The organism is Acinetobacter sp. (genome assembly GCF_050285345.1).
Classification (GTDB): Bacteria; Pseudomonadota; Gammaproteobacteria; order Pseudomonadales; family Moraxellaceae; genus Acinetobacter.
The window spans coordinates 25,039-41,544 of record NZ_JBLZXR010000066.1 but is presented as its reverse complement, the minus strand read 5'-3'; the positions used below and the strand labels follow the sequence as shown (position 1 = coordinate 41,544).

Genomic DNA, 16,506 nt, shown 5'->3' with positions numbered 1-16,506 from the left:
AATTGAAGAATTGCTGCCGCACTGCTGGAAACCTAAATCGAATTAAAAAATAGGTATGGGATTCAGCGGACGCTTACAATCCGACTCCTCACGATTGGCGTACGGATTATAATAACCGCCCTTACTATGGTGAGATTCAACGCGAACTTCCTGATGTAGATTATGACCGCGATCTTCGTTCTGCTTATGAGCTAGGTCAACACGCTCGAAGTGAATATGGCGATAATGCACGCTTTGAAGATTCAGAGAGTGATTTGAAAGTAAAATGGGAAGATCTAAAAGCTGAGTCTCGTTTAAAATGGGAGCAAGCTAAACATGCCATTAAAGATGCATGGGATAGAATATAATTTTTTCTATTCTTAACTCTTCATAGCATTTAACTTAAAAGACATTATAAAAATTATAAAGAGTTAAAGAATGGACTTGATAAGAATTCTACTGCATGACACCACGCTTAACTTTGTTGTCGAAATTATCTTTCGATGCATCGTTATGTATATCCTTATTATCTTGGTTTTAAGATTTTCAGGAAAGCGTGGTGTCAGGCAGCTTTCCATTTTTGAAATCGCCATTATTCTTAGTCTTGGCTCTGCAGCTGGCGATCCCATGTTTAATGATGATATTCCTATCATTCATGACTTAGTTGTTTTTGCAGTCATATTAATCCTTTATCGTTTAACAACATATCTCATGATGAAATCTGACGCCATCGAAACTGTACTTGAAGGTAGGCCAATGTATATTGTTAAAGAGGGTCTGCTCATCATTGAAGATATTAAACAAGAAAAATATTCATATGATGAGTTTTTTCTGAAATATGCCAAAATAAAGTTGAACATTTAGGGCAAGTTAAATTAGCACTATTAGAAACTGATGGCTGCCTAAGTGTGATCCTTTATAGCAAAGAAAATATTAAATGGGGATTGCCTTTATTCCCTGATGACTATCAACAAGCAGTAGAACACATTATCGATCATCATTATTCATGTATGTTATGTGGTAATACTCAAAAAATTAAATATTTAACTCAAACGTGTCCACGTTGCCAATCTCATCATTGAGCTAAATCTAAATTTAGTTGTGAACAATAAAATCAGAAAAAAATTAAAAGATAATATTAAATCCTTGAATAGTCATTTCTAAATAATACAATGTAATGAAACTATACAGTGTCGTAAGCTTTCACAGTTTAATTTAACCTCTTTTATTTCAAATGCAGATATAACAAGTAATTTAATATAAGGTAATTATTCAATCACATTTAAATAGGAAGTATCCGATGACTGCTATTAATGTTGAAAATATTAAGAGCCATGCCGAAGTAATTGCTTCATGCGGTACCAAAGTGGGTGAAGTTGACCACATGCAAGGTAGTGACCAAATTAAATTAACCAAACACGGCGATGGTCACCATCATCTAATTCCAGTTTCATGGGTGGGTGAAATTACCGACAATAAAATTATACTCACCAAAGATTCTCAGGAAGTCAAAGATACTTGGGTACAACTTTAACATCACTAAAGGCTTGTATTGAAAACCCTCTTGATTAGAGGGTTTTCCTTAATTTTTTAGAATCTGCGATGATTAAAAAGGTATATAACATGGACTCATTAAACTTTTCAAAATGTGCTGAAATATGTATTCAGTGTTCGCTAGCCTGTACTACGTGTGCCTCTCAATGCTTAAATGAAGAACATCTACAAATGATGCGTGAATGTATTCAAAAATGCCTAGAGTGTGCTGATATATGTCACTTGTGCGCTAAAGCTGAACAAAGAAATTCACCATTCTCCAAGGAAATATGCAATGTGTGTGCTTTAGTATGCGAAGCATGTGCAGAAGAATGTGAAAAACACGATCATAAGCATTGTCAGGAATGTGCAGAGATTTGCCGTAAGTGCGCAAATGAATGTCGTAAAATGTCTTAATAAATTTAACTCAACTTCAATTTTTTGATACGCATTTTTAGATCTCGCCTCTTTTTCTTGGCTTTGGTAGTTTCATGTTGTCGCATATTTGTCGCAGAAGGCTTGTAAATATTGCCATTTTTCCAACTATACCAAATATAAAACATGAAAAATCGGCAAAAAAAATGGCCTATAAGTAATTAATTTACTTATAGGCCATTAATAAATCTTGGTAGGTTTAACCAATACCTAACTATTTTATAAGATATTGATTTATAAATATAATTTTAATGCACAAAATAGCAATGTACATATCAGTGTACAAATAACTTTTTCCTGCATGGTTTTCAATGACTAAAATCAAGGAAAAAAACACAATCAAAGGCCGCTTTCTTATATCTTTTTTACTGTTCGGAAAGGTCGGAGTTCATAAGTTTTTCTTATATAATCCCCATTAAAAAATCCCTCACTCATTATAAGCAAGGGATTCTCAAGGATTCGATTATTGTAATGGCTGCTACTATAATCTACACGACCATTATATAACCAATTCACATAAAAGAGAATCTATAACAATCCCTCTAATCTTACTTGTCCAGCTTTAAAATTAACTGCATTTAATCCATATCGCAAAGCATCGGCTGCATGGTCTGGGCCAGTAGAATCCATATCTTCAACTCTCCTCTGATCCCTTTCTAATATCGGTAAAGTTTCCCACAAGTATTTGCATCGGGTAGAAATATACAATCCGGCTTTATCAGGCTTTCCAGCATTGGCTAGTAGCTTCTTGAGTCTTTGCCATCCACTGATTCGATCCGCTTTCTTAGCTGGGTTAAATGTCACGCCATCAGCTCTAAACTCATCAGCAATAGAAGCAGAAGCATGACCTCGCACATGAGCAAAGCAAGCATCGTCCGCCACGCCTTGAGCTTTAATATCCCAATACTGGCACATCTTCTTAATTTCCTCGGCTAACACTGGCACAGTCCAGCCTAAACCTAGATTTAAATTGCCTGCCTTGTTTGTAACCAGCTCATCCACCACCACAATTGAACCTCTAGGATAGTAATAGCCATCAGGCGCAATTGATCCATCAGATTCACACATAACCAAAGTTGCAGAAGGTGCGGAGCTGCCGAAGTCATGAGCTAACCAAGTTCGCCATGTTTCAGGAATCATATTCCAGCTCTCTACTCGGTTTCTCTTTTCCTCCAGTACCGAAGCGAAATAAGCACCACGATTAACCGCCCAATCTCCATCAGTCCAAGCCTTTAATAACTCTGGATCGTCTGGGCATGAACTTTTGAGCTGCTGAAGATATTGCTCCTGATCAATGCAAGTATTATCTGTAAAGGTACTTGGTGCATAAATCCACTGACGTTGTGATTTTTCCTCGAAGAAAGGTAGCCAGGGAGTATTACCATTAAATACATATCTTTTTGCTAACCAGTGATGACCTACTCCACCTGGGTTGGCTGCAATCATCATCCGGATTGGAATATCTCTCGATCCTCGAAGGTTTGACCTCATCATGTCCAATAAGCCCGGATCGGAATATTGTCCAGCTTCATCGACAATGAGTAGGTTAAAAGATCGGCCTTGATACTTGGAATAATCTGCATAGGTTTCCAACTGTCCCAGCTCTAAATAAGCACCATTTGGGAATCTCCAGACATGCTCCCCTTGATTGTATTTTGCTGCTGTGCCGTAAATCATCCCGAAGATTTCACGGCAATTTAGCTCAAAGTCTGCCAGTCCTTTATAAGTTTTTCGCAAGAATAAAATACGTGCCTTTTCTTTATAAATCTCGATATGCCGTAAACAAGCCAATACGATGCCGTAACTCTTGCCGCCACCACGACCACCACCTAAAAAAATATCGTAGTTTTCAGGGATAGACATCAGCTTTTCTTGAAATGGATTTAACTCGATCTTTTGCTTATTCATTGCCGCCCCCAATCAAGGTTCTATTACTGCCAATTGTTCTTAGATAATCATCGGCATTTTGAGCCGGAGCTGGAAGCTGGAAAGTAATTGCAACTTTGTTTGATGTGTCGGATTGGTCGCCTTCACGGTAGCCATGACGAGCTTTTAATAAGAAGATAGCCGCTGTGACGTTTCCCTGCTCCGTAGCGGCCTTATAGAGTGCATTGTGTAGCTCTTTATGCTCTTTATCCTTTCCAAGCTGTAAGGCTTCCTCAAGCTCTGGATATTGCTCTAACCAAACTAAAAACAAGTCATAACCAATGCCCAAGCCTTTCGCTATGTTGCGTCTGGAATAGCCTTCACTCGCCATCTGCTCAATGATTTGAGCCGCATTAGGTTTTGGTTTTTTTCGGGTTCCTGTAGATACTGCCATTTTCTTAATCCTCCAATAATTGAAATAAGAAGGGATGCCGAAGCACCCCTGTTTTTCTTACTTAGTGACTAAGAAGGCAAGCTGTACGCTTTTCCGGTCTGCTGCAATTCGTGACCAGTGAGAAGCATCTGCTAGCTCTGCAATTGTTGGGGATTCACCTGTTAAGGTTCCCTCATTCCAAGTGAAGCCGCTTGGATGAATTGCCATATTTACACGACTATGGAGGATTTGCACACCAGCACCACGACCAGCACTAGGCTTGTTCTCGATCTCTGTCCCAGCCGATTCTGTCGGCTCTGAAATACCGTAGCCAAAAGCACCTTGTCCAAAAAGCACCGTTGTATAGTTGCCTGTTGCATCTTTTGCAAGGCCATCATCTACCAGCACAGATAAACCTCGGAAGGTTTGTATAGTCTGCCCTTGAGAATCTGCTACCGTCTGGATCAAGTCATTCTTTAATGCTTGCAAGTAAATATCACTGTGCATTGCAATTGCTACAATATCCTCCAGACTGTCGCCTAGAGTTCCGATTGCGTCAATAACTGACGATGCGGTGAATTGAGAAGCGGATCCGGTTTCTGCCGAAATATCTACAACCATATCACTATCATTATTTGCGATATTTGAGGCCTTGATACCATTCAGGGATGCAATTAAACGCTTCTGTGCCTGTCGTCCCCAGTAGGCGGCTGCACGATCTTTGATTCGAGTAATTGCACTATCCCCAGCAAGTTCGCTTGCAAGGTTCGCAGCACTCCACGAGTTATGAAGGAATGATTTTCTTACCAATTGTTTAGCTGCATTTAGCTTGTTTGGTACTGCAAAATCATCAGGGTCGTCATTTGTAGTATTGGCTTCGTCATCCCCTAGATCACGCCAGAATGGAGTGTTAAAACTATGTGCGCCTGCTTTGAGCTGGCTATTCATAACTTCATTGGGAACAATTAAACCGCTTTCAAATAATCGGGTTTTTGTAACTGCATTTTCTATGATGTACTGAGTAAAAACTGCGGGTTCAATTACATCAGTTAAACGAGTTGTCGACATTTTTGATTTTCCTGTCAATTAAAAGATTTTTAACTGATCAGAAAGTCACAGACTTTTAGATGTGAGCCACAAGCTCAAGGGGGAAGCGTAAACACTTGGCACGGCCTTATGATTACGCTTTGAATTATAACACTATCTTAACGGATGCCAAACTTTCTAATTGCTGGGGCAGCTTCTTCTGGTTTTTTGCTTTCGCAAACTCTGCCGCTACCCAATGCACCTGTCCCCTGAGGTTTTGGAAAGAAGTGGTTAAACTGATCCATCATTTTCATTTTGAGCTGCTGGCAATCTATTGCATCGAATGGCGACATGATAACGTCACTTTCTCCAGCATCCTTTTTGGCTCTCAGAAGTGGTGAGCCATCGGCATTGGTGAAGATCGGGTTATCATTTTCATCTAATCCAAACTTGATGCCTAAGCTACTCTCTAACTCCATAAAGAAATATTTTTCATGCTCTGCCAATGCACCCGATTCAGAAAAGAAATTATTTTTCGCCTTTGCTGTCTTGATGGTGATTAGCTCGTTTTTCATATTTGCAAGCTGCTCATCTTTTGCCTGATTATCAGACTTCACAGATTTAAGTGCTTTGACCTCTCCTAGAAGCTCCTGATTTTTCTCCAGTAGCTTTAACTTTTCCTCTTTAAGCTGCTGCACTTCTGCTTTCAATGTTTCAAGTTCGGTTTGGTTTGTCATTTTTAATGCTCCTGAATGGTTATAGAAGTTGTAAAGAATCGGCTTTAATCTCGGTGACTTCCCGATCTTGGCCGCTTTGGTCTTTCCATTTACGTGTTCGCAAGCTGCCCTCAATGTAAACCTTGCTGCCTTTCTTGAGGTACTTACTGGCAATCTCGGCTAAACGGTTGTTAGTGGTTATTCTGTGCCACTCAGTCGCTTCTTTACGCTCGCCTGTGGTCTTGTCTTTCCAAAACTCAGTAGTTGCAACGCTGAATGTCGTAATGCTGCCACCGTTGGGAAATTGTTTAGTTTCAGGGTCACGGCCTAATACACCCATCACAGTTACTTTGTTTACGTTTGGCATTGCTCAATTCTCAATTTATATATTTTTCTTCAAAAGTCTGACTAAATGACTAAATAGCCCTGTAACTATTGATATATAAGGCTCTCTGTTTAGCAGTCACCTAAAACCGCTATGACTAAATGACTAAACAAAAAATTAAATGATTAATTCCACTTAGTCACTTAGTCACTTAGTCAAACCATGACTGCTAAATGAAAGCCCTTTAGCTGTAAGGCTTTCAGGCTCATTTAGTCACTTAGTCACTATTTTACTAAACAAGGGTGAATTACAACGTATCTTGTCCGCCCTATGGATTCGATCTTGATATGACTTGAATCAATCAACTGCTCTACAACCATCTCCAAAAGGTTTTTATTCTTTTGCATTGGTCTAGGGCATGAGGTTTGAACATTTGAATACGCTATACGGTCGGTCTTTTGTTCATTGCACTTTTTGGCAATCCATTTAATGAGGCGTTCCGCTTCCGTTTCGGTTTTAACCTCAATATCTGCATACATTGCCCATTCATTCAAAGAATGCTTAACGACCTCACAAGCTCCCTTTAGGGTTTTGGCATCAATCCACTGCAAGCCCTCAAAATAAGCAAATACAGTAGCTAAACGGCGCGCTAATTGACTGGCACGACTGGCGAATGCTTGTAAGTACTCGTAGCGTTTCCCTTTGCCCTGTAATTCTTCAAACATATTGTAGAACGCTGCATCTATTTCCTTTGCTTCTTCATTCATAGGCAGAACATAACGCCCATTATGTAACTCATGCTCGGCTTTCACTTGAGGGCAGTAATCAAGTAGATATTCGCATCGTGTCCAGTAGGCTATAAGCCTATGGTCTGTGCTTGCGTTTTTATTTCGATAGATTGCATCTTGTAGGCGTGTGCCTGCTAGGTTTTCGGGAATGGTTAGAATAAATCTAGGTAAAAAACCTTGTCCCCTTAGCACTGGGTCTTTCAATGCTTCTGCTAGAACTTCGTGCTGCCCCTGCAAATTAAACGTCAATCGAACGTCATAAGCTCGTCCACTGCCGTTTAAATTAGACTTGGATCGGGTGCGTTCCACAAAACCATCATCAAATAACTTTGCATAGCCTCCTAGTGCTTGGTTACGTGTGTCGGCTTTCATGCTATGACCGCCGAAAAATTGCCCTGCTTCATCACTGGCAATGGACGCATTATTTAAAACGCCGTCAATAAAAAGCCCTGCAATAGATTCTAAGGTGATGTCACTGTATAGGGTGCTAGGGTCGTTTGGTGGTGGATTCTCTGCACAATATGCCTCACGGTCTTTTTTAGGTAATCCAGCCTGTGCGCTTTTCCATTGCTCCAGCTCTTGTCTGTATGCCTCGTACTGCTTACGCTCGTGCTTAATAATGGCCTGGTCTGCCAGGTTTCGGCTTGTACTCTTACGGCTGCCACTTTGCCCCTCTGTAAGCAAAAATAAGCTGCATGGCTCTCCCTGTGCATTAAATGGATGGGGTGCATTTACTTTAGCTTGGGCAATATGCGACATAGCACCAATAACACATTGGGCAGTCATAGCAATTGGTGATTGCACATGCTCAGAAATGGCCTTTACTGCCTCCTGTGCCAGTGGTGGCAGTGCATGGATCGGATAAGGATTTAAAACGGTTTCTGATTGAGATAACGGCAATAACTCGCCCCAATCGGTAGGCTTACTTAATAGCTCAATAGCTTCCTCAATAAACGCCAGTACCTCACTTACACTTTCATGCTGGCTTAATTCGATCTGAAATTCATTTACACCAATTTTTAAATACTGGCATAGCAGTCTAACTGCCGTGTTTTGCTCCAATGCTTTAAATGGCTCAAGGTGCATGTGTTCAATTCTGACAGGCAAATAAAGCTGCTTATAGCCTGCCTGTGATAGCTGATTAATAACGAACTGTATTTGTTCAAAATCATACGGCTTGAGTTCTGTTTTATGGCTGCTGCATAGGGTAGGCAGTAGTACCAATACAACGGCATAACCTGTTTGAGCAATCTTAAAGAATGCCTCCAGTCCATAAGTAATGATTACTGGCTTGGCATGGTCAAAATCACCATACCTTGCAAAACCTTTAGCCAGTCCATCAGGAATGACAGCTACACGCTTCCCATCTTGCATGACAGCACATTGAACAAGCTCAAGATACCCATCATAAATAGGCATAATCAAAGGCTGTGCATAGGTAACGCCGTTTATATCCACATTGCCATCATCAACACAGATTGGCTGCTCAGGACTGCCAAAACGCTGTATTAATGGATGTGATGAATAAGCATCATTAAACGATACAAGCTGGGTGCATTCGTTTAAAATGGCATCGGGTGTTATTAGTTCTTTGGGGTGGTCATAATCAAGCATTGTGGCTACCCCCTTTCATCACATAATCCACCGCAGTTTCTAGCAATTCATTTAATGTGCTACAAGCTAGGGTTAATCCATTTATAGCTGCTGCTGTATGGCCTTTTGCTAGGTTTAAATGCGCCAGTTCTTCAAGCGTGTATAAAATGCCAGTAGCAAGGCTAACAATCATTGAGATGTCTAGTATTGTTTTTGCGCTCGCACTTTCAATATCTTCTAAAGCAGCACTTGCCAGCGTTTCGCATACTTTAAGTATCGCCTTTGCTTTGGCATCGGATATATCGTGCTGGTCATAGCTCACATATAAGCGAAGCAATGTGCCTTCTAGTGATTCAATAATCACTTGGGAATTTTCTAAAAAGTTTTGAGCTGATTTATTGATTTGATTAGGCATGAGAATGCGCTCCTGAGTTTGTAGGAGCTTTGCCAATTACGACCAAGTAATTAAGGTGGCAAAGCTGAAAGGGGTTGGTCGACCAGTAACTCAGGTGACTGGCACACTCGAAAGTGTCCCCCTCCAGCTTCGCCATAACATGCGAACGCATAGAGAAATTACGCATACAAAAAAAGCCCTTTAAGCGGACTGTATGCGCTGAGTATTCATAGCCGACCAAAGCTAACTTTGAGATTTTGCTCAAAGCCCGATTAATATAACCATACTTGGGCATGTTGGCAATATTGAATGATTTATTTTTCATGCGTCAAACTCCTCTCGTATGATTTCTAGGACTTCAATCATTTGTTCTTTGATTTCTGCCATTGAGAAGATGCGCCCCTCCTCAATATCAATAATTAAACCGACTGCAACATCGTAAATATTGGCTAACCGCATTTCGTCATCGGTCATGGGTTGGCTGTCGGCTTGAGTTTCGGATTTAAAATCTATAATTTGGCTCATGCTTTCACCTCTACCAACTTGTCAAACAAGGTCTTTAAGCTGCCATAGTGAAAAACCACAACGTCCACCGCATCGGGGTTCTTCATCAGTTTTTCATGAGTTGCTAAAATCTCTAGCTCTGCACCATCCACCGCATCAAGCTCCACGAATACCATTGCGTCATCATTCACGATTAAATGAGCCTCGGTTTCTGCGTCTCTCATTGGTCGGTATGAAGCCAATACAAAATCTTTCATGCTGCCACCTCTCGGATGAGTTCATAACGAGCATGAGTTCCGCTTGTGGACTTATTGCGCTCTCGATACGTGACAATATGGTGGCCTGCATTGCGTAGGCGGTTGATGATTGCGCTTAAACGGTAGCATTCGAAAAGCTGGATAGCTTCAAACTGTGTAATAGTTCGACCTTGTTTAAGGTGGGCTAGGATTTTTTCGCTTTGGGTGTTTTTCATGCTTCAAACTCCCCATTGCGCTCTGCTTTTTTCTTCTCCAGCCATTGCTCCAGCTCTTTAACATCGAAGAAAACTGGGGATTGTTTGCTATCGCCTAGCTTGATTGGTTTTGGAAATGAAGAATCTTTGAGCATTAACTTCCGCAAGCCATCAGCACTTAGGCTTAGTCGGGAGCATGTTTCTGATTTTTTGATAAGCATTTGAATGTACCTTGATATAACTTCATTTGAAGCGGTACATCCCATTATTCACATAATTATTTTTTTTCTTAGGAAGATTTAAAATTAGAAATTCCTATTTGCCTAAAACCTCATGACCATCAGGGGGGAAAGGAAATTTATCCTTGAGCAGCTCCCATTGTTTTTGTGCTGATTCATTCAGCTCTGGCATGGATTTTCTATCATTAATCCATGATTGATTTTGTTTTAAATACTTCCTGTATTCTTTTACTAATACGCTGGACTTATATATTGCTTTACCGAACTTCTGATAAACCCAAAAAGCTGAAATCTCAGCCGCTTGCTGCTGATTAAAATTAAGATACTCTTGAAGATTCAACATAAGCATACATGCTTGGTTTTTTATAAAATCATTTTTTATCTGTTTATTCTTTCCAAAATCCAAGCCATCAGCTCTTAATTTTGAGGCATCAATTATAGCTTTGAATATGATCCCTTTCGGTTCAGTTCTCAGCCCCTCAAGCATCTGAATAACCATATCTATATATCTGGGGTTTTTAGTCTGGTAGAACTCATAAATTAAGTAAGTACATTCTGTCGGCACTCCCTTTCCATCTGCTTGATAGTCTTCAATGATTTGAGAATGAATTTCCCCATATGTCCTTTTAATCATTAGCTAGCATCCGATCCAGTTCATCAGCCCACCATTGCATCATCTCGACACGTTCTTCAAAGTGAGTACCTTTGTCATACTTGCCCTTAACGCCTTTTTTCAAGTGTGCCAGTGCAGCTTCAACCACTTGGGCTTTATCACTGAATTGTTTATTTAGCTCGGTGCTGGCAATATGCCTAAATCCATGCGGATTTTGTTTGTTCTTATAGCCAAGTCGGTTCAAAGCAACATTGAAGGTCATATTACTAATTGGCTTTTCTAAACTGTCACGACTTGGAAATAAAAACTCTGACTCTGTTCTATATTTTTGAAGCTCTTTAAGTAGGGTTATTGCTTGGTGCGGTAGTGGTACAGCGTGAATAATACCTTTCTTCATTCTTTCGGCTGGCTTCACCCATTCAGCCCGATCTAAGTCAAACTCGCACCAGACAGCCTCCCGAAGTTCCGAAGGTCTAGGGAATAAGAGAATTAATAATTCCAGTCCTATTGCGATTGGTCTTGATGGATATGTTCGGATTGATTGAATTAATTTAGGCAGCTCATCAAAGCTGACATGACTCATACTGCCTGAGCTATTTTTATCTAAAAACTCAGTTATACCCTCCAGTGGATTGTATTTAATCTTTTTCCTAAACTTGGCAAGGTTGTAGGCACTTCGACAATATGAAGTTAATTTCTCTGTCTGTGTATAAATACCCAGATTTCGCTGTAATCCGTGAAAAAAATCAAGCCATTCTTGAGGTTCAATCTGAGAATAATCACGATGACCAAAGGCCGGAATGATATGCCGTTCTATTGATTTCACAGCTTTATCATAAGTCACAGCGTCCCAGCTTGGCTCCTTAGTTGCTAACCAGTCCGTCATCAGTACGCCAAACATCAAGTTATCTTGATCCGCCTGCTGCTGCTTTATGTCAGCCCTCGTTTGTATCAATTCACCATTAGCCATGCTCTCAGCTAGTTCTGCTGCTTTCTTACGTGCAGAAGCCCCCTTAATCGCTGGATAAGTACCAATGCCTAACCATGACCACTTGCCACTCTCTTTTTTATATCTGAATAACCAGCCCTTCTTCCCATTTGGTTGCACACGAAAATAAAGTCCGTTTCCGTCTAGCTCACGATATTCTTTATCTTCCGGCTCCAAACCTTCCAGCACTGTATCTGATAGAGGTCTTTTCTTGATTGCAGTTCTTTTCATAATGCAGCCACTTGCTTGTACACTGAGTTATATATTCTAATAGTGTACATAAGAGTGTACAAGGAATTTTGTACTGTATAGCGTTATTCGACTTTAAGAAAAGCAATAAAAAAGCCCTAAATCATTATAATTCAGGGCTTTAATTACTATGTGAAGCTATGTAACAACATATGATTTTAGTATATTGGTAGGTTTAACCAGATTCGAACTGGTGACCTCTACGATGTCAACGTAGCGCTCTAACCAACTGAGCTATAAACCTAGAATGCGTAGCATCATATTCATTTTTATTTTTTAAGACAAGTCCTTTTCACGCATTTTTAGTGTTTGCGAACACTTTTTAAGCAAACTCTTAAATTGTTGCATATTTTCAAGACACTGCTGATCCGCACCATATACTGAACGTTCATAAATCTGTATCGCGTCAAGAAAAGACTGTTGTTGCTCTTCGGCTAAATTTGAGGACAAACGCATTAACCATGTTCTAAAACTCTCATGATTCATTTTTTGAGCTTGCATCGGTAGTTTTTTTGAAAATGAATGAATCGCTCGCTCATATTTACTCAATGCTTTATAGCTATTTCTGACTTGCCACAAATAATAGAATCCAACGCATCCAGCGATGCTCACTATGAGTAATAAAATGCCCATGTAGCTCGATTGGATACCTATTTTTTTGAACCATTGTTGCTGTGCATCTGCGTTATAGCCCACAACCTTACTCTGCCATTGATAACTTGCGTAATCACTCCATACGCGTAAGTTCTTCATCATTGAAAATTGTTTATATGCCCAAGCCGATTGCTGGCCTCCAAATACCGTTTGATCCTGTTCCATATAGTCTTGCATCCCACCCTCAATACGTTGCGGTGCAATCATTGCTGTAGGGTCAAAGCGTTGCCATTTTCCATCTAAAAGCACTTCTGTCCATGCATGTGCATCTAGTTGCCGAACCTCCCAACTTTTTCCATCTGGTGCTAATTGTCCACCTTGGTAACCCACCACAATTCGAGCAGGAATACCTGAATAACGCATCAGCATGGCAAAGCTCGAAGCATAATGTTCACAAAAACCCTGCCTTGTACTAAATAAAAAATCATCAATCCTGTTTTGACCCAATAGACCGGGATTCAAGCTATAACTAAAATGATTTTTCTTATACCAATTCAGCACCAATGCAATATATTGCTCAGGATTGGCATGACTTTTTTGCCAAAGCTCTTGCGCGAGTTGCTGCGACTTTAAATCCAACTGTTGTGTATAACGGCTGTTGAATCGTTCAAGTTGCTGAAGCCCCGCTACCTGATAGCTTGGATTGGCAGAACCTAGCCATTTTAAATGGATCGGTTCATGACGTGCAGTGAGACGATACGGCGTAATTCTCCAATCTTGCCCCAAAAAGTAACGCTGTTCATTGGGAATAGACTTCTCCAGAGACATCACCCACATGACACTCGGATCAGCAGCCAAATATTGATAATCCAGCGTTTTATGGTTTTGAACCGTCAGCTTATCTGTTCGATTGATCTGTTGATTAAAAAAATGACTGGTCCATGTTCGGCCATCATATTCATCTAGCGCCATGGCACGCCAATATAACTCATGACGTGGTGGCAAGGCTTTCATATCTCCAATAATGCGAAAGGCTAAACGACTAGACTGTGAAAGTTCCGCAATATCACCCGGCGACATGCTGTCACTGATACCCGTCGTGGCTTTATTTTCAGGGATTGGAATGTGCCATAAGGGCGGTAAACGTGGAAAAAATAAAAATAGCAGTACAAAAAATGGGACAGCTAATCCTAGAAATTTCCCAACATGGCCAAAATCTTGCTGTAACGACTTTAACTCGACCTGAGATGTGGAAATAAAATCAGTCGTTTGTAAACGGTACAAACCAATAAAACAACTAAATAAGGCCAATATGACAATAGCTGCCATCGCAAAAGACTGACTAAATAGAAAGCTGCTGGCAATCACAAAGAGTGCAAAATTAAATAAAACAATCACGTCGCGACGTGTTTTGGTTTCCAACGACTTGGCAAATAAAAAAGTCGTTAATACTGCTACACCTGCCTCAATGCCAATAAAAGTTTGATGACTGATATAAATCGTCACGAGTGCAACAATGGTCAATAAAAAGGTCCAAATTTTTGCTAAAGGCTTCTGATTCATTTTACTCCATAACAAACAGAGCCAAATCAGACACAGAACCGCTGACGTTGCAGTCGGAATAAACAAAACTTGGGCTGCTAAGACCAGCGCCAGCATAATTAAAATCGAATAATGAATTGAGATTTTTATCATGGGCTAAGCCTGCGCCAATAACAATTTAGCCGCCCTAAATTGCTGTTGTCCGATTCCGATGGCCAATTCAGCCTTGGGTAAATACACGGCATATGGACAGTTCAGTTGTTCTGCCTGTTCCACCAACCCCATCATTAAACTGAGCTTTTCTTCATGAGAATGTGCAGGCATCTGTTGATAATGAATTTCAAGGCGATGTTGATCTTCAAACTGCTCAAATACCTTGACGTATAGCCCTTGCCCTCTTGCCACTTGTTTCCACGACACCGCATTGAGTGAATCCCCCAATTGATAATTTCTTAATTCACGAAACTCATCCAGATCGGGTTCAAATGCCTGTTGATGATGCTTATTTTCCGCAGAGTATGTTGTTGCTTTCGGTGCAATCCAAGCTTGGTCCGATAAATATAAATAGGTCCATGCACGAACCAATCCAAACGGATATACACTGAAAATTTGGATCGGTGGAAATTGAAACTCACCCCGTTTTTCAGCATTAAAATTTAGAATAAAACTGTGTTTTTTGTCCTGTATTAAAACCTGATGCAGTTGAGATTCAGTCTTGATCCAAAGGTAACGCTGTTGTAGTGAACGTTGCTTAAAATAAAGTTGTAATTGCAGCACTTCACCAACTTGTGGAATATCCTTCACTTCTACTTCGATGGATAAATCATGCAATTGTTTAAAGGTAATATAAAAACTAATACACAGCACAGCGCTAATTAAAAAACAAAAGCCAAGAATCAGGTTATTAGCATAATTCACACCTGCAATAAAAGTGATCAAAATCAAGACCAAATACAGATAACCTTGCTGATAAATAAAAATCAGCACATCTTTTTGAGCCAATTGTTTTTGACTCTGAAATTGAAATCGTTTGGCGACCCACTTTTGCCACATAGCAGACAAAGCAATGCTCCTTATTGAATTTCAACCTGTTGGAGCAATTGCTTTGCTTCAGCATCAGACAATCCTATTCGATGCGCCACTACCGCAACAAATACCGCTTGCACATCATCAGGCGTGACAAAAGTACGTTGTTCAATCAGTGCATAGGCCTGTGCTGCTTTTTTCAGTGCCAATACACCTCGGGTCGATAAACCATGTCGATTCTTACGGCTTTCTTCTGCTAAATCCAAAATATAATCAAGCAAATGTTCACTGACATGGATCTCATTCACATAATTTTGTAGCGCAAGAATCTCAGCTTCCAAAAATACATGCTCAAGTATCGCAATTAAATCGTGACGTGACTGTTGTTGCAGCAGTAATTTTTCCGCGTGTCTTGAAGGGAAACCTAGAGATAAACGCATCAAGAATCGATCCAGTTGAGATTCAGGTAAGGCATATGTTCCACTTTGGAATAGTGGATTTTGCGTGGCAATTACCCAAAACGGTTGTGGCAAAGCATAGCGCACCCCATCAACCGTCACATAGCTCTCCTCCATCGCTTCCAAAAGTGCACTTTGGGTTTTAGGGCTACAGCGGTTGATTTCATCGGCCAGTAAAATTTGGGTGAAAATCGGCCCCGACTTAAACTCAAAATGATGTTCTTTTTGATTGAACATATTCACCCCTATCACATCACTAGCCAGCATGTCATTGGTAAATTGAATTCGTTGAAATTTAAGCCCCGCTAAATGTGACAATGCACTTGATAAAGTGGTTTTCCCTAGGCCTGGCAAATCCTCAAACAGCACATGTCCACCAGCCAATAAACAAGCCAAAGCCAATTTAGTTTGTTGGTTTTTATCTAAAATGATTTGATTGATTTGATCTAAAAAGGCATTAATTTTAGGATAAAAAGTTGCAAGTTTCTGCTCATCCAATGTCGTTAAAGATTTTTGTTCTTGCTTGTTTTCTGTTCCCCAAAACACCTTTTATTCCCCAATAAAAAAGTCGATCTCGCACTAACATACAGGTTTTTATGGAGAAATACAGCGTTTCTGCTTCAAGTATGAATGGCGATGCAAAATTTTTAGCAATTCAATACAAAAGGTTTACCTCTTCCAATAGATTCAACTTGGATCATCACGTGCTACGTTGACATCGTAGAGGTCTATATTTTTATGTCTGTTGATTTTT

18 protein-coding genes, 1 tRNA gene and 3 pseudogenes are annotated in these 16,506 nt (G+C 40.2%); 4 read left to right on the top strand and 18 right to left on the bottom strand.

The features are described 5' to 3' along the window. Positions 1 to 77: 77 nt before the first annotated feature. The 4 genes and pseudogenes from ACN6OV_RS06340 to ACN6OV_RS06325 all read left to right on the top strand — a co-directional run. A pseudogene (locus tag ACN6OV_RS06340) lies at positions 78 to 347 on the top strand (hypothetical protein); the annotation flags it as partial. Between the two features lie 70 nt (positions 348 to 417). After that, positions 418 to 1,061: pseudogene (locus ACN6OV_RS06335) on the top strand (DUF421 domain-containing protein). Between the two features lie 218 nt (positions 1,062 to 1,279). Further along, on the top strand, positions 1,280 to 1,513 hold the full coding sequence (locus tag ACN6OV_RS06330; RefSeq protein ID WP_427950882.1) for a DUF2171 domain-containing protein: 234 nt from the start codon (positions 1,280 to 1,282) through the stop codon (positions 1,511 to 1,513). An 89-nt stretch (positions 1,514 to 1,602) separates the two neighbouring features. After that, positions 1,603 to 1,929 (top strand): four-helix bundle copper-binding protein, encoded by a 327-nt coding sequence (locus ACN6OV_RS06325; protein WP_427950880.1) that lies wholly within the window; start codon positions 1,603 to 1,605, stop codon positions 1,927 to 1,929. Positions 1,930 to 2,475: 546 nt separating this feature from the next. Here ACN6OV_RS06325 and ACN6OV_RS06320 read toward each other — a convergent pair. From ACN6OV_RS06320 to ACN6OV_RS06235, 18 genes and pseudogenes are all read right to left on the bottom strand, one after another. Next, a complete protein-coding gene (locus tag ACN6OV_RS06320) occupies positions 2,476 to 3,855 on the bottom strand; it encodes a phage terminase large subunit (protein WP_427950877.1) in 1,380 nt (459 codons plus the stop codon). Next, positions 3,848 to 4,267, bottom strand: a complete 420-nt coding sequence (locus ACN6OV_RS06315; RefSeq protein WP_427950874.1) for a hypothetical protein — start codon at positions 4,265 to 4,267, stop codon at positions 3,848 to 3,850. The genes ACN6OV_RS06320 and ACN6OV_RS06315 overlap by 8 nt, the downstream gene beginning before the upstream one ends. A 57-nt stretch (positions 4,268 to 4,324) precedes the next feature. After that, positions 4,325 to 5,314, bottom strand: coding sequence for a major capsid protein (locus ACN6OV_RS06310; RefSeq protein ID WP_427950872.1), 990 nt, complete (start codon positions 5,312 to 5,314; stop codon positions 4,325 to 4,327). Between the two features lie 137 nt (positions 5,315 to 5,451). Beyond that, complete coding sequence (locus ACN6OV_RS06305; protein WP_427950869.1) at positions 5,452 to 6,009, bottom strand: hypothetical protein; 558 nt, start codon at positions 6,007 to 6,009, stop codon at positions 5,452 to 5,454. A gap of 22 nt (positions 6,010 to 6,031) precedes the next feature. Next, positions 6,032 to 6,355 (bottom strand): annotated as a pseudogene (gene ssb / locus ACN6OV_RS06300) (single-stranded DNA-binding protein); the annotation flags it as partial. A gap of 242 nt (positions 6,356 to 6,597) precedes the next feature. Continuing rightward, positions 6,598 to 8,715: a DUF3987 domain-containing protein gene (locus tag ACN6OV_RS06295; protein WP_427950866.1), complete on the bottom strand. Its 2,118-nt coding sequence runs from the start codon at positions 8,713 to 8,715 to the stop codon at positions 6,598 to 6,600. Beyond that, positions 8,708 to 9,109: a hypothetical protein gene (locus ACN6OV_RS06290; RefSeq protein WP_427950863.1), complete on the bottom strand. Its 402-nt coding sequence runs from the start codon at positions 9,107 to 9,109 to the stop codon at positions 8,708 to 8,710. Before ACN6OV_RS06290 ends, ACN6OV_RS06295 begins: the two co-directional genes overlap by 8 nt. Further along, positions 9,102 to 9,413 carry a hypothetical protein gene (locus tag ACN6OV_RS06285; protein WP_427950860.1) on the bottom strand — a complete coding sequence of 104 codons (312 nt, stop codon included), beginning with the start codon at positions 9,411 to 9,413 and terminating at the stop codon, positions 9,102 to 9,104. Before ACN6OV_RS06285 ends, ACN6OV_RS06290 begins: the two co-directional genes overlap by 8 nt. Then, positions 9,410 to 9,613 carry a hypothetical protein gene (locus ACN6OV_RS06280; protein ID WP_076753823.1) on the bottom strand — a complete coding sequence of 68 codons (204 nt, stop codon included), beginning with the start codon at positions 9,611 to 9,613 and terminating at the stop codon, positions 9,410 to 9,412. The genes ACN6OV_RS06285 and ACN6OV_RS06280 overlap by 4 nt, the downstream gene beginning before the upstream one ends. Further along, positions 9,610 to 9,849 carry a hypothetical protein gene (locus ACN6OV_RS06275; RefSeq protein WP_427950857.1) on the bottom strand — a complete coding sequence of 80 codons (240 nt, stop codon included), beginning with the start codon at positions 9,847 to 9,849 and terminating at the stop codon, positions 9,610 to 9,612. Before ACN6OV_RS06275 ends, ACN6OV_RS06280 begins: the two co-directional genes overlap by 4 nt. Then, positions 9,846 to 10,064, bottom strand: a complete 219-nt coding sequence (locus ACN6OV_RS06270) for a helix-turn-helix domain-containing protein (RefSeq protein WP_427950856.1) — start codon at positions 10,062 to 10,064, stop codon at positions 9,846 to 9,848. Before ACN6OV_RS06270 ends, ACN6OV_RS06275 begins: the two co-directional genes overlap by 4 nt. Beyond that, positions 10,061 to 10,264, bottom strand: a complete 204-nt coding sequence (locus tag ACN6OV_RS06265) for a helix-turn-helix transcriptional regulator (RefSeq protein ID WP_427950854.1) — start codon at positions 10,262 to 10,264, stop codon at positions 10,061 to 10,063. The genes ACN6OV_RS06270 and ACN6OV_RS06265 overlap by 4 nt, the downstream gene beginning before the upstream one ends. Positions 10,265 to 10,358: 94 nt before the next feature. After that, positions 10,359 to 10,916, bottom strand: coding sequence for a hypothetical protein (locus ACN6OV_RS06260; RefSeq protein ID WP_427950852.1), 558 nt, complete (start codon positions 10,914 to 10,916; stop codon positions 10,359 to 10,361). Continuing rightward, a complete protein-coding gene (locus ACN6OV_RS06255) occupies positions 10,909 to 12,114 on the bottom strand; it encodes a tyrosine-type recombinase/integrase (RefSeq protein WP_427950849.1) in 1,206 nt (401 codons plus the stop codon). The genes ACN6OV_RS06260 and ACN6OV_RS06255 overlap by 8 nt, the downstream gene beginning before the upstream one ends. A gap of 185 nt (positions 12,115 to 12,299) precedes the next feature. Further along, positions 12,300 to 12,376: transfer RNA gene (locus ACN6OV_RS06250), tRNA-Val, on the bottom strand. Positions 12,377 to 12,408: 32 nt separating this feature from the next. Continuing rightward, a complete protein-coding gene (locus tag ACN6OV_RS06245) occupies positions 12,409 to 14,421 on the bottom strand; it encodes a transglutaminaseTgpA domain-containing protein (protein WP_427950847.1) in 2,013 nt (670 codons plus the stop codon). A gap of 3 nt (positions 14,422 to 14,424) precedes the next feature. Further along, positions 14,425 to 15,330, bottom strand: a complete 906-nt coding sequence (locus ACN6OV_RS06240; RefSeq protein ID WP_427950844.1) for a DUF58 domain-containing protein — start codon at positions 15,328 to 15,330, stop codon at positions 14,425 to 14,427. Positions 15,331 to 15,341: 11 nt separating this feature from the next. Beyond that, a complete protein-coding gene (locus ACN6OV_RS06235) occupies positions 15,342 to 16,298 on the bottom strand; it encodes an AAA family ATPase (RefSeq protein WP_427950840.1) in 957 nt (318 codons plus the stop codon). Positions 16,299 to 16,506: the final 208 nt, after the last annotated feature.

What these genes read in the sequence shown, in the direction of transcription:
- ACN6OV_RS06295 (WP_427950866.1), bottom strand. Translation starts at nt 8,715, where the DNA reads ATGCTTGATTATGACCACCCCAAAGAACTAATAACACCCGATGCCATT.
- ACN6OV_RS06285 (WP_427950860.1), bottom strand. Translation starts at nt 9,413, where the DNA reads ATGAAAAATAAATCATTCAATATTGCCAACATGCCCAAGTATGGTTAT.
- ACN6OV_RS06320 (WP_427950877.1), bottom strand. Translation starts at nt 3,855, where the DNA reads ATGAATAAGCAAAAGATCGAGTTAAATCCATTTCAAGAAAAGCTGATG.
- ACN6OV_RS06290 (WP_427950863.1), bottom strand. Translation starts at nt 9,109, where the DNA reads ATGCCTAATCAAATCAATAAATCAGCTCAAAACTTTTTAGAAAATTCC.
- ACN6OV_RS06260 (WP_427950852.1), bottom strand. Translation starts at nt 10,916, where the DNA reads ATGATTAAAAGGACATATGGGGAAATTCATTCTCAAATCATTGAAGAC.
- ACN6OV_RS06325 (WP_427950880.1), top strand. Translation starts at nt 1,603, where the DNA reads ATGGACTCATTAAACTTTTCAAAATGTGCTGAAATATGTATTCAGTGT.
- ACN6OV_RS06315 (WP_427950874.1), bottom strand. Translation starts at nt 4,267, where the DNA reads ATGGCAGTATCTACAGGAACCCGAAAAAAACCAAAACCTAATGCGGCT.
- ACN6OV_RS06245 (WP_427950847.1), bottom strand. Translation starts at nt 14,421, where the DNA reads ATGATAAAAATCTCAATTCATTATTCGATTTTAATTATGCTGGCGCTG.
- ACN6OV_RS06270 (WP_427950856.1), bottom strand. Translation starts at nt 10,064, where the DNA reads ATGAAAAACACCCAAAGCGAAAAAATCCTAGCCCACCTTAAACAAGGT.
- ACN6OV_RS06305 (WP_427950869.1), bottom strand. Translation starts at nt 6,009, where the DNA reads ATGACAAACCAAACCGAACTTGAAACATTGAAAGCAGAAGTGCAGCAG.
- ACN6OV_RS06255 (WP_427950849.1), bottom strand. Translation starts at nt 12,114, where the DNA reads ATGAAAAGAACTGCAATCAAGAAAAGACCTCTATCAGATACAGTGCTG.
- ACN6OV_RS06280 (WP_076753823.1), bottom strand. Translation starts at nt 9,613, where the DNA reads ATGAGCCAAATTATAGATTTTAAATCCGAAACTCAAGCCGACAGCCAA.
- ACN6OV_RS06265 (WP_427950854.1), bottom strand. Translation starts at nt 10,264, where the DNA reads ATGCTTATCAAAAAATCAGAAACATGCTCCCGACTAAGCCTAAGTGCT.
- ACN6OV_RS06330 (WP_427950882.1), top strand. Translation starts at nt 1,280, where the DNA reads ATGACTGCTATTAATGTTGAAAATATTAAGAGCCATGCCGAAGTAATT.
- ACN6OV_RS06275 (WP_427950857.1), bottom strand. Translation starts at nt 9,849, where the DNA reads ATGAAAGATTTTGTATTGGCTTCATACCGACCAATGAGAGACGCAGAA.
- ACN6OV_RS06310 (WP_427950872.1), bottom strand. Translation starts at nt 5,314, where the DNA reads ATGTCGACAACTCGTTTAACTGATGTAATTGAACCCGCAGTTTTTACT.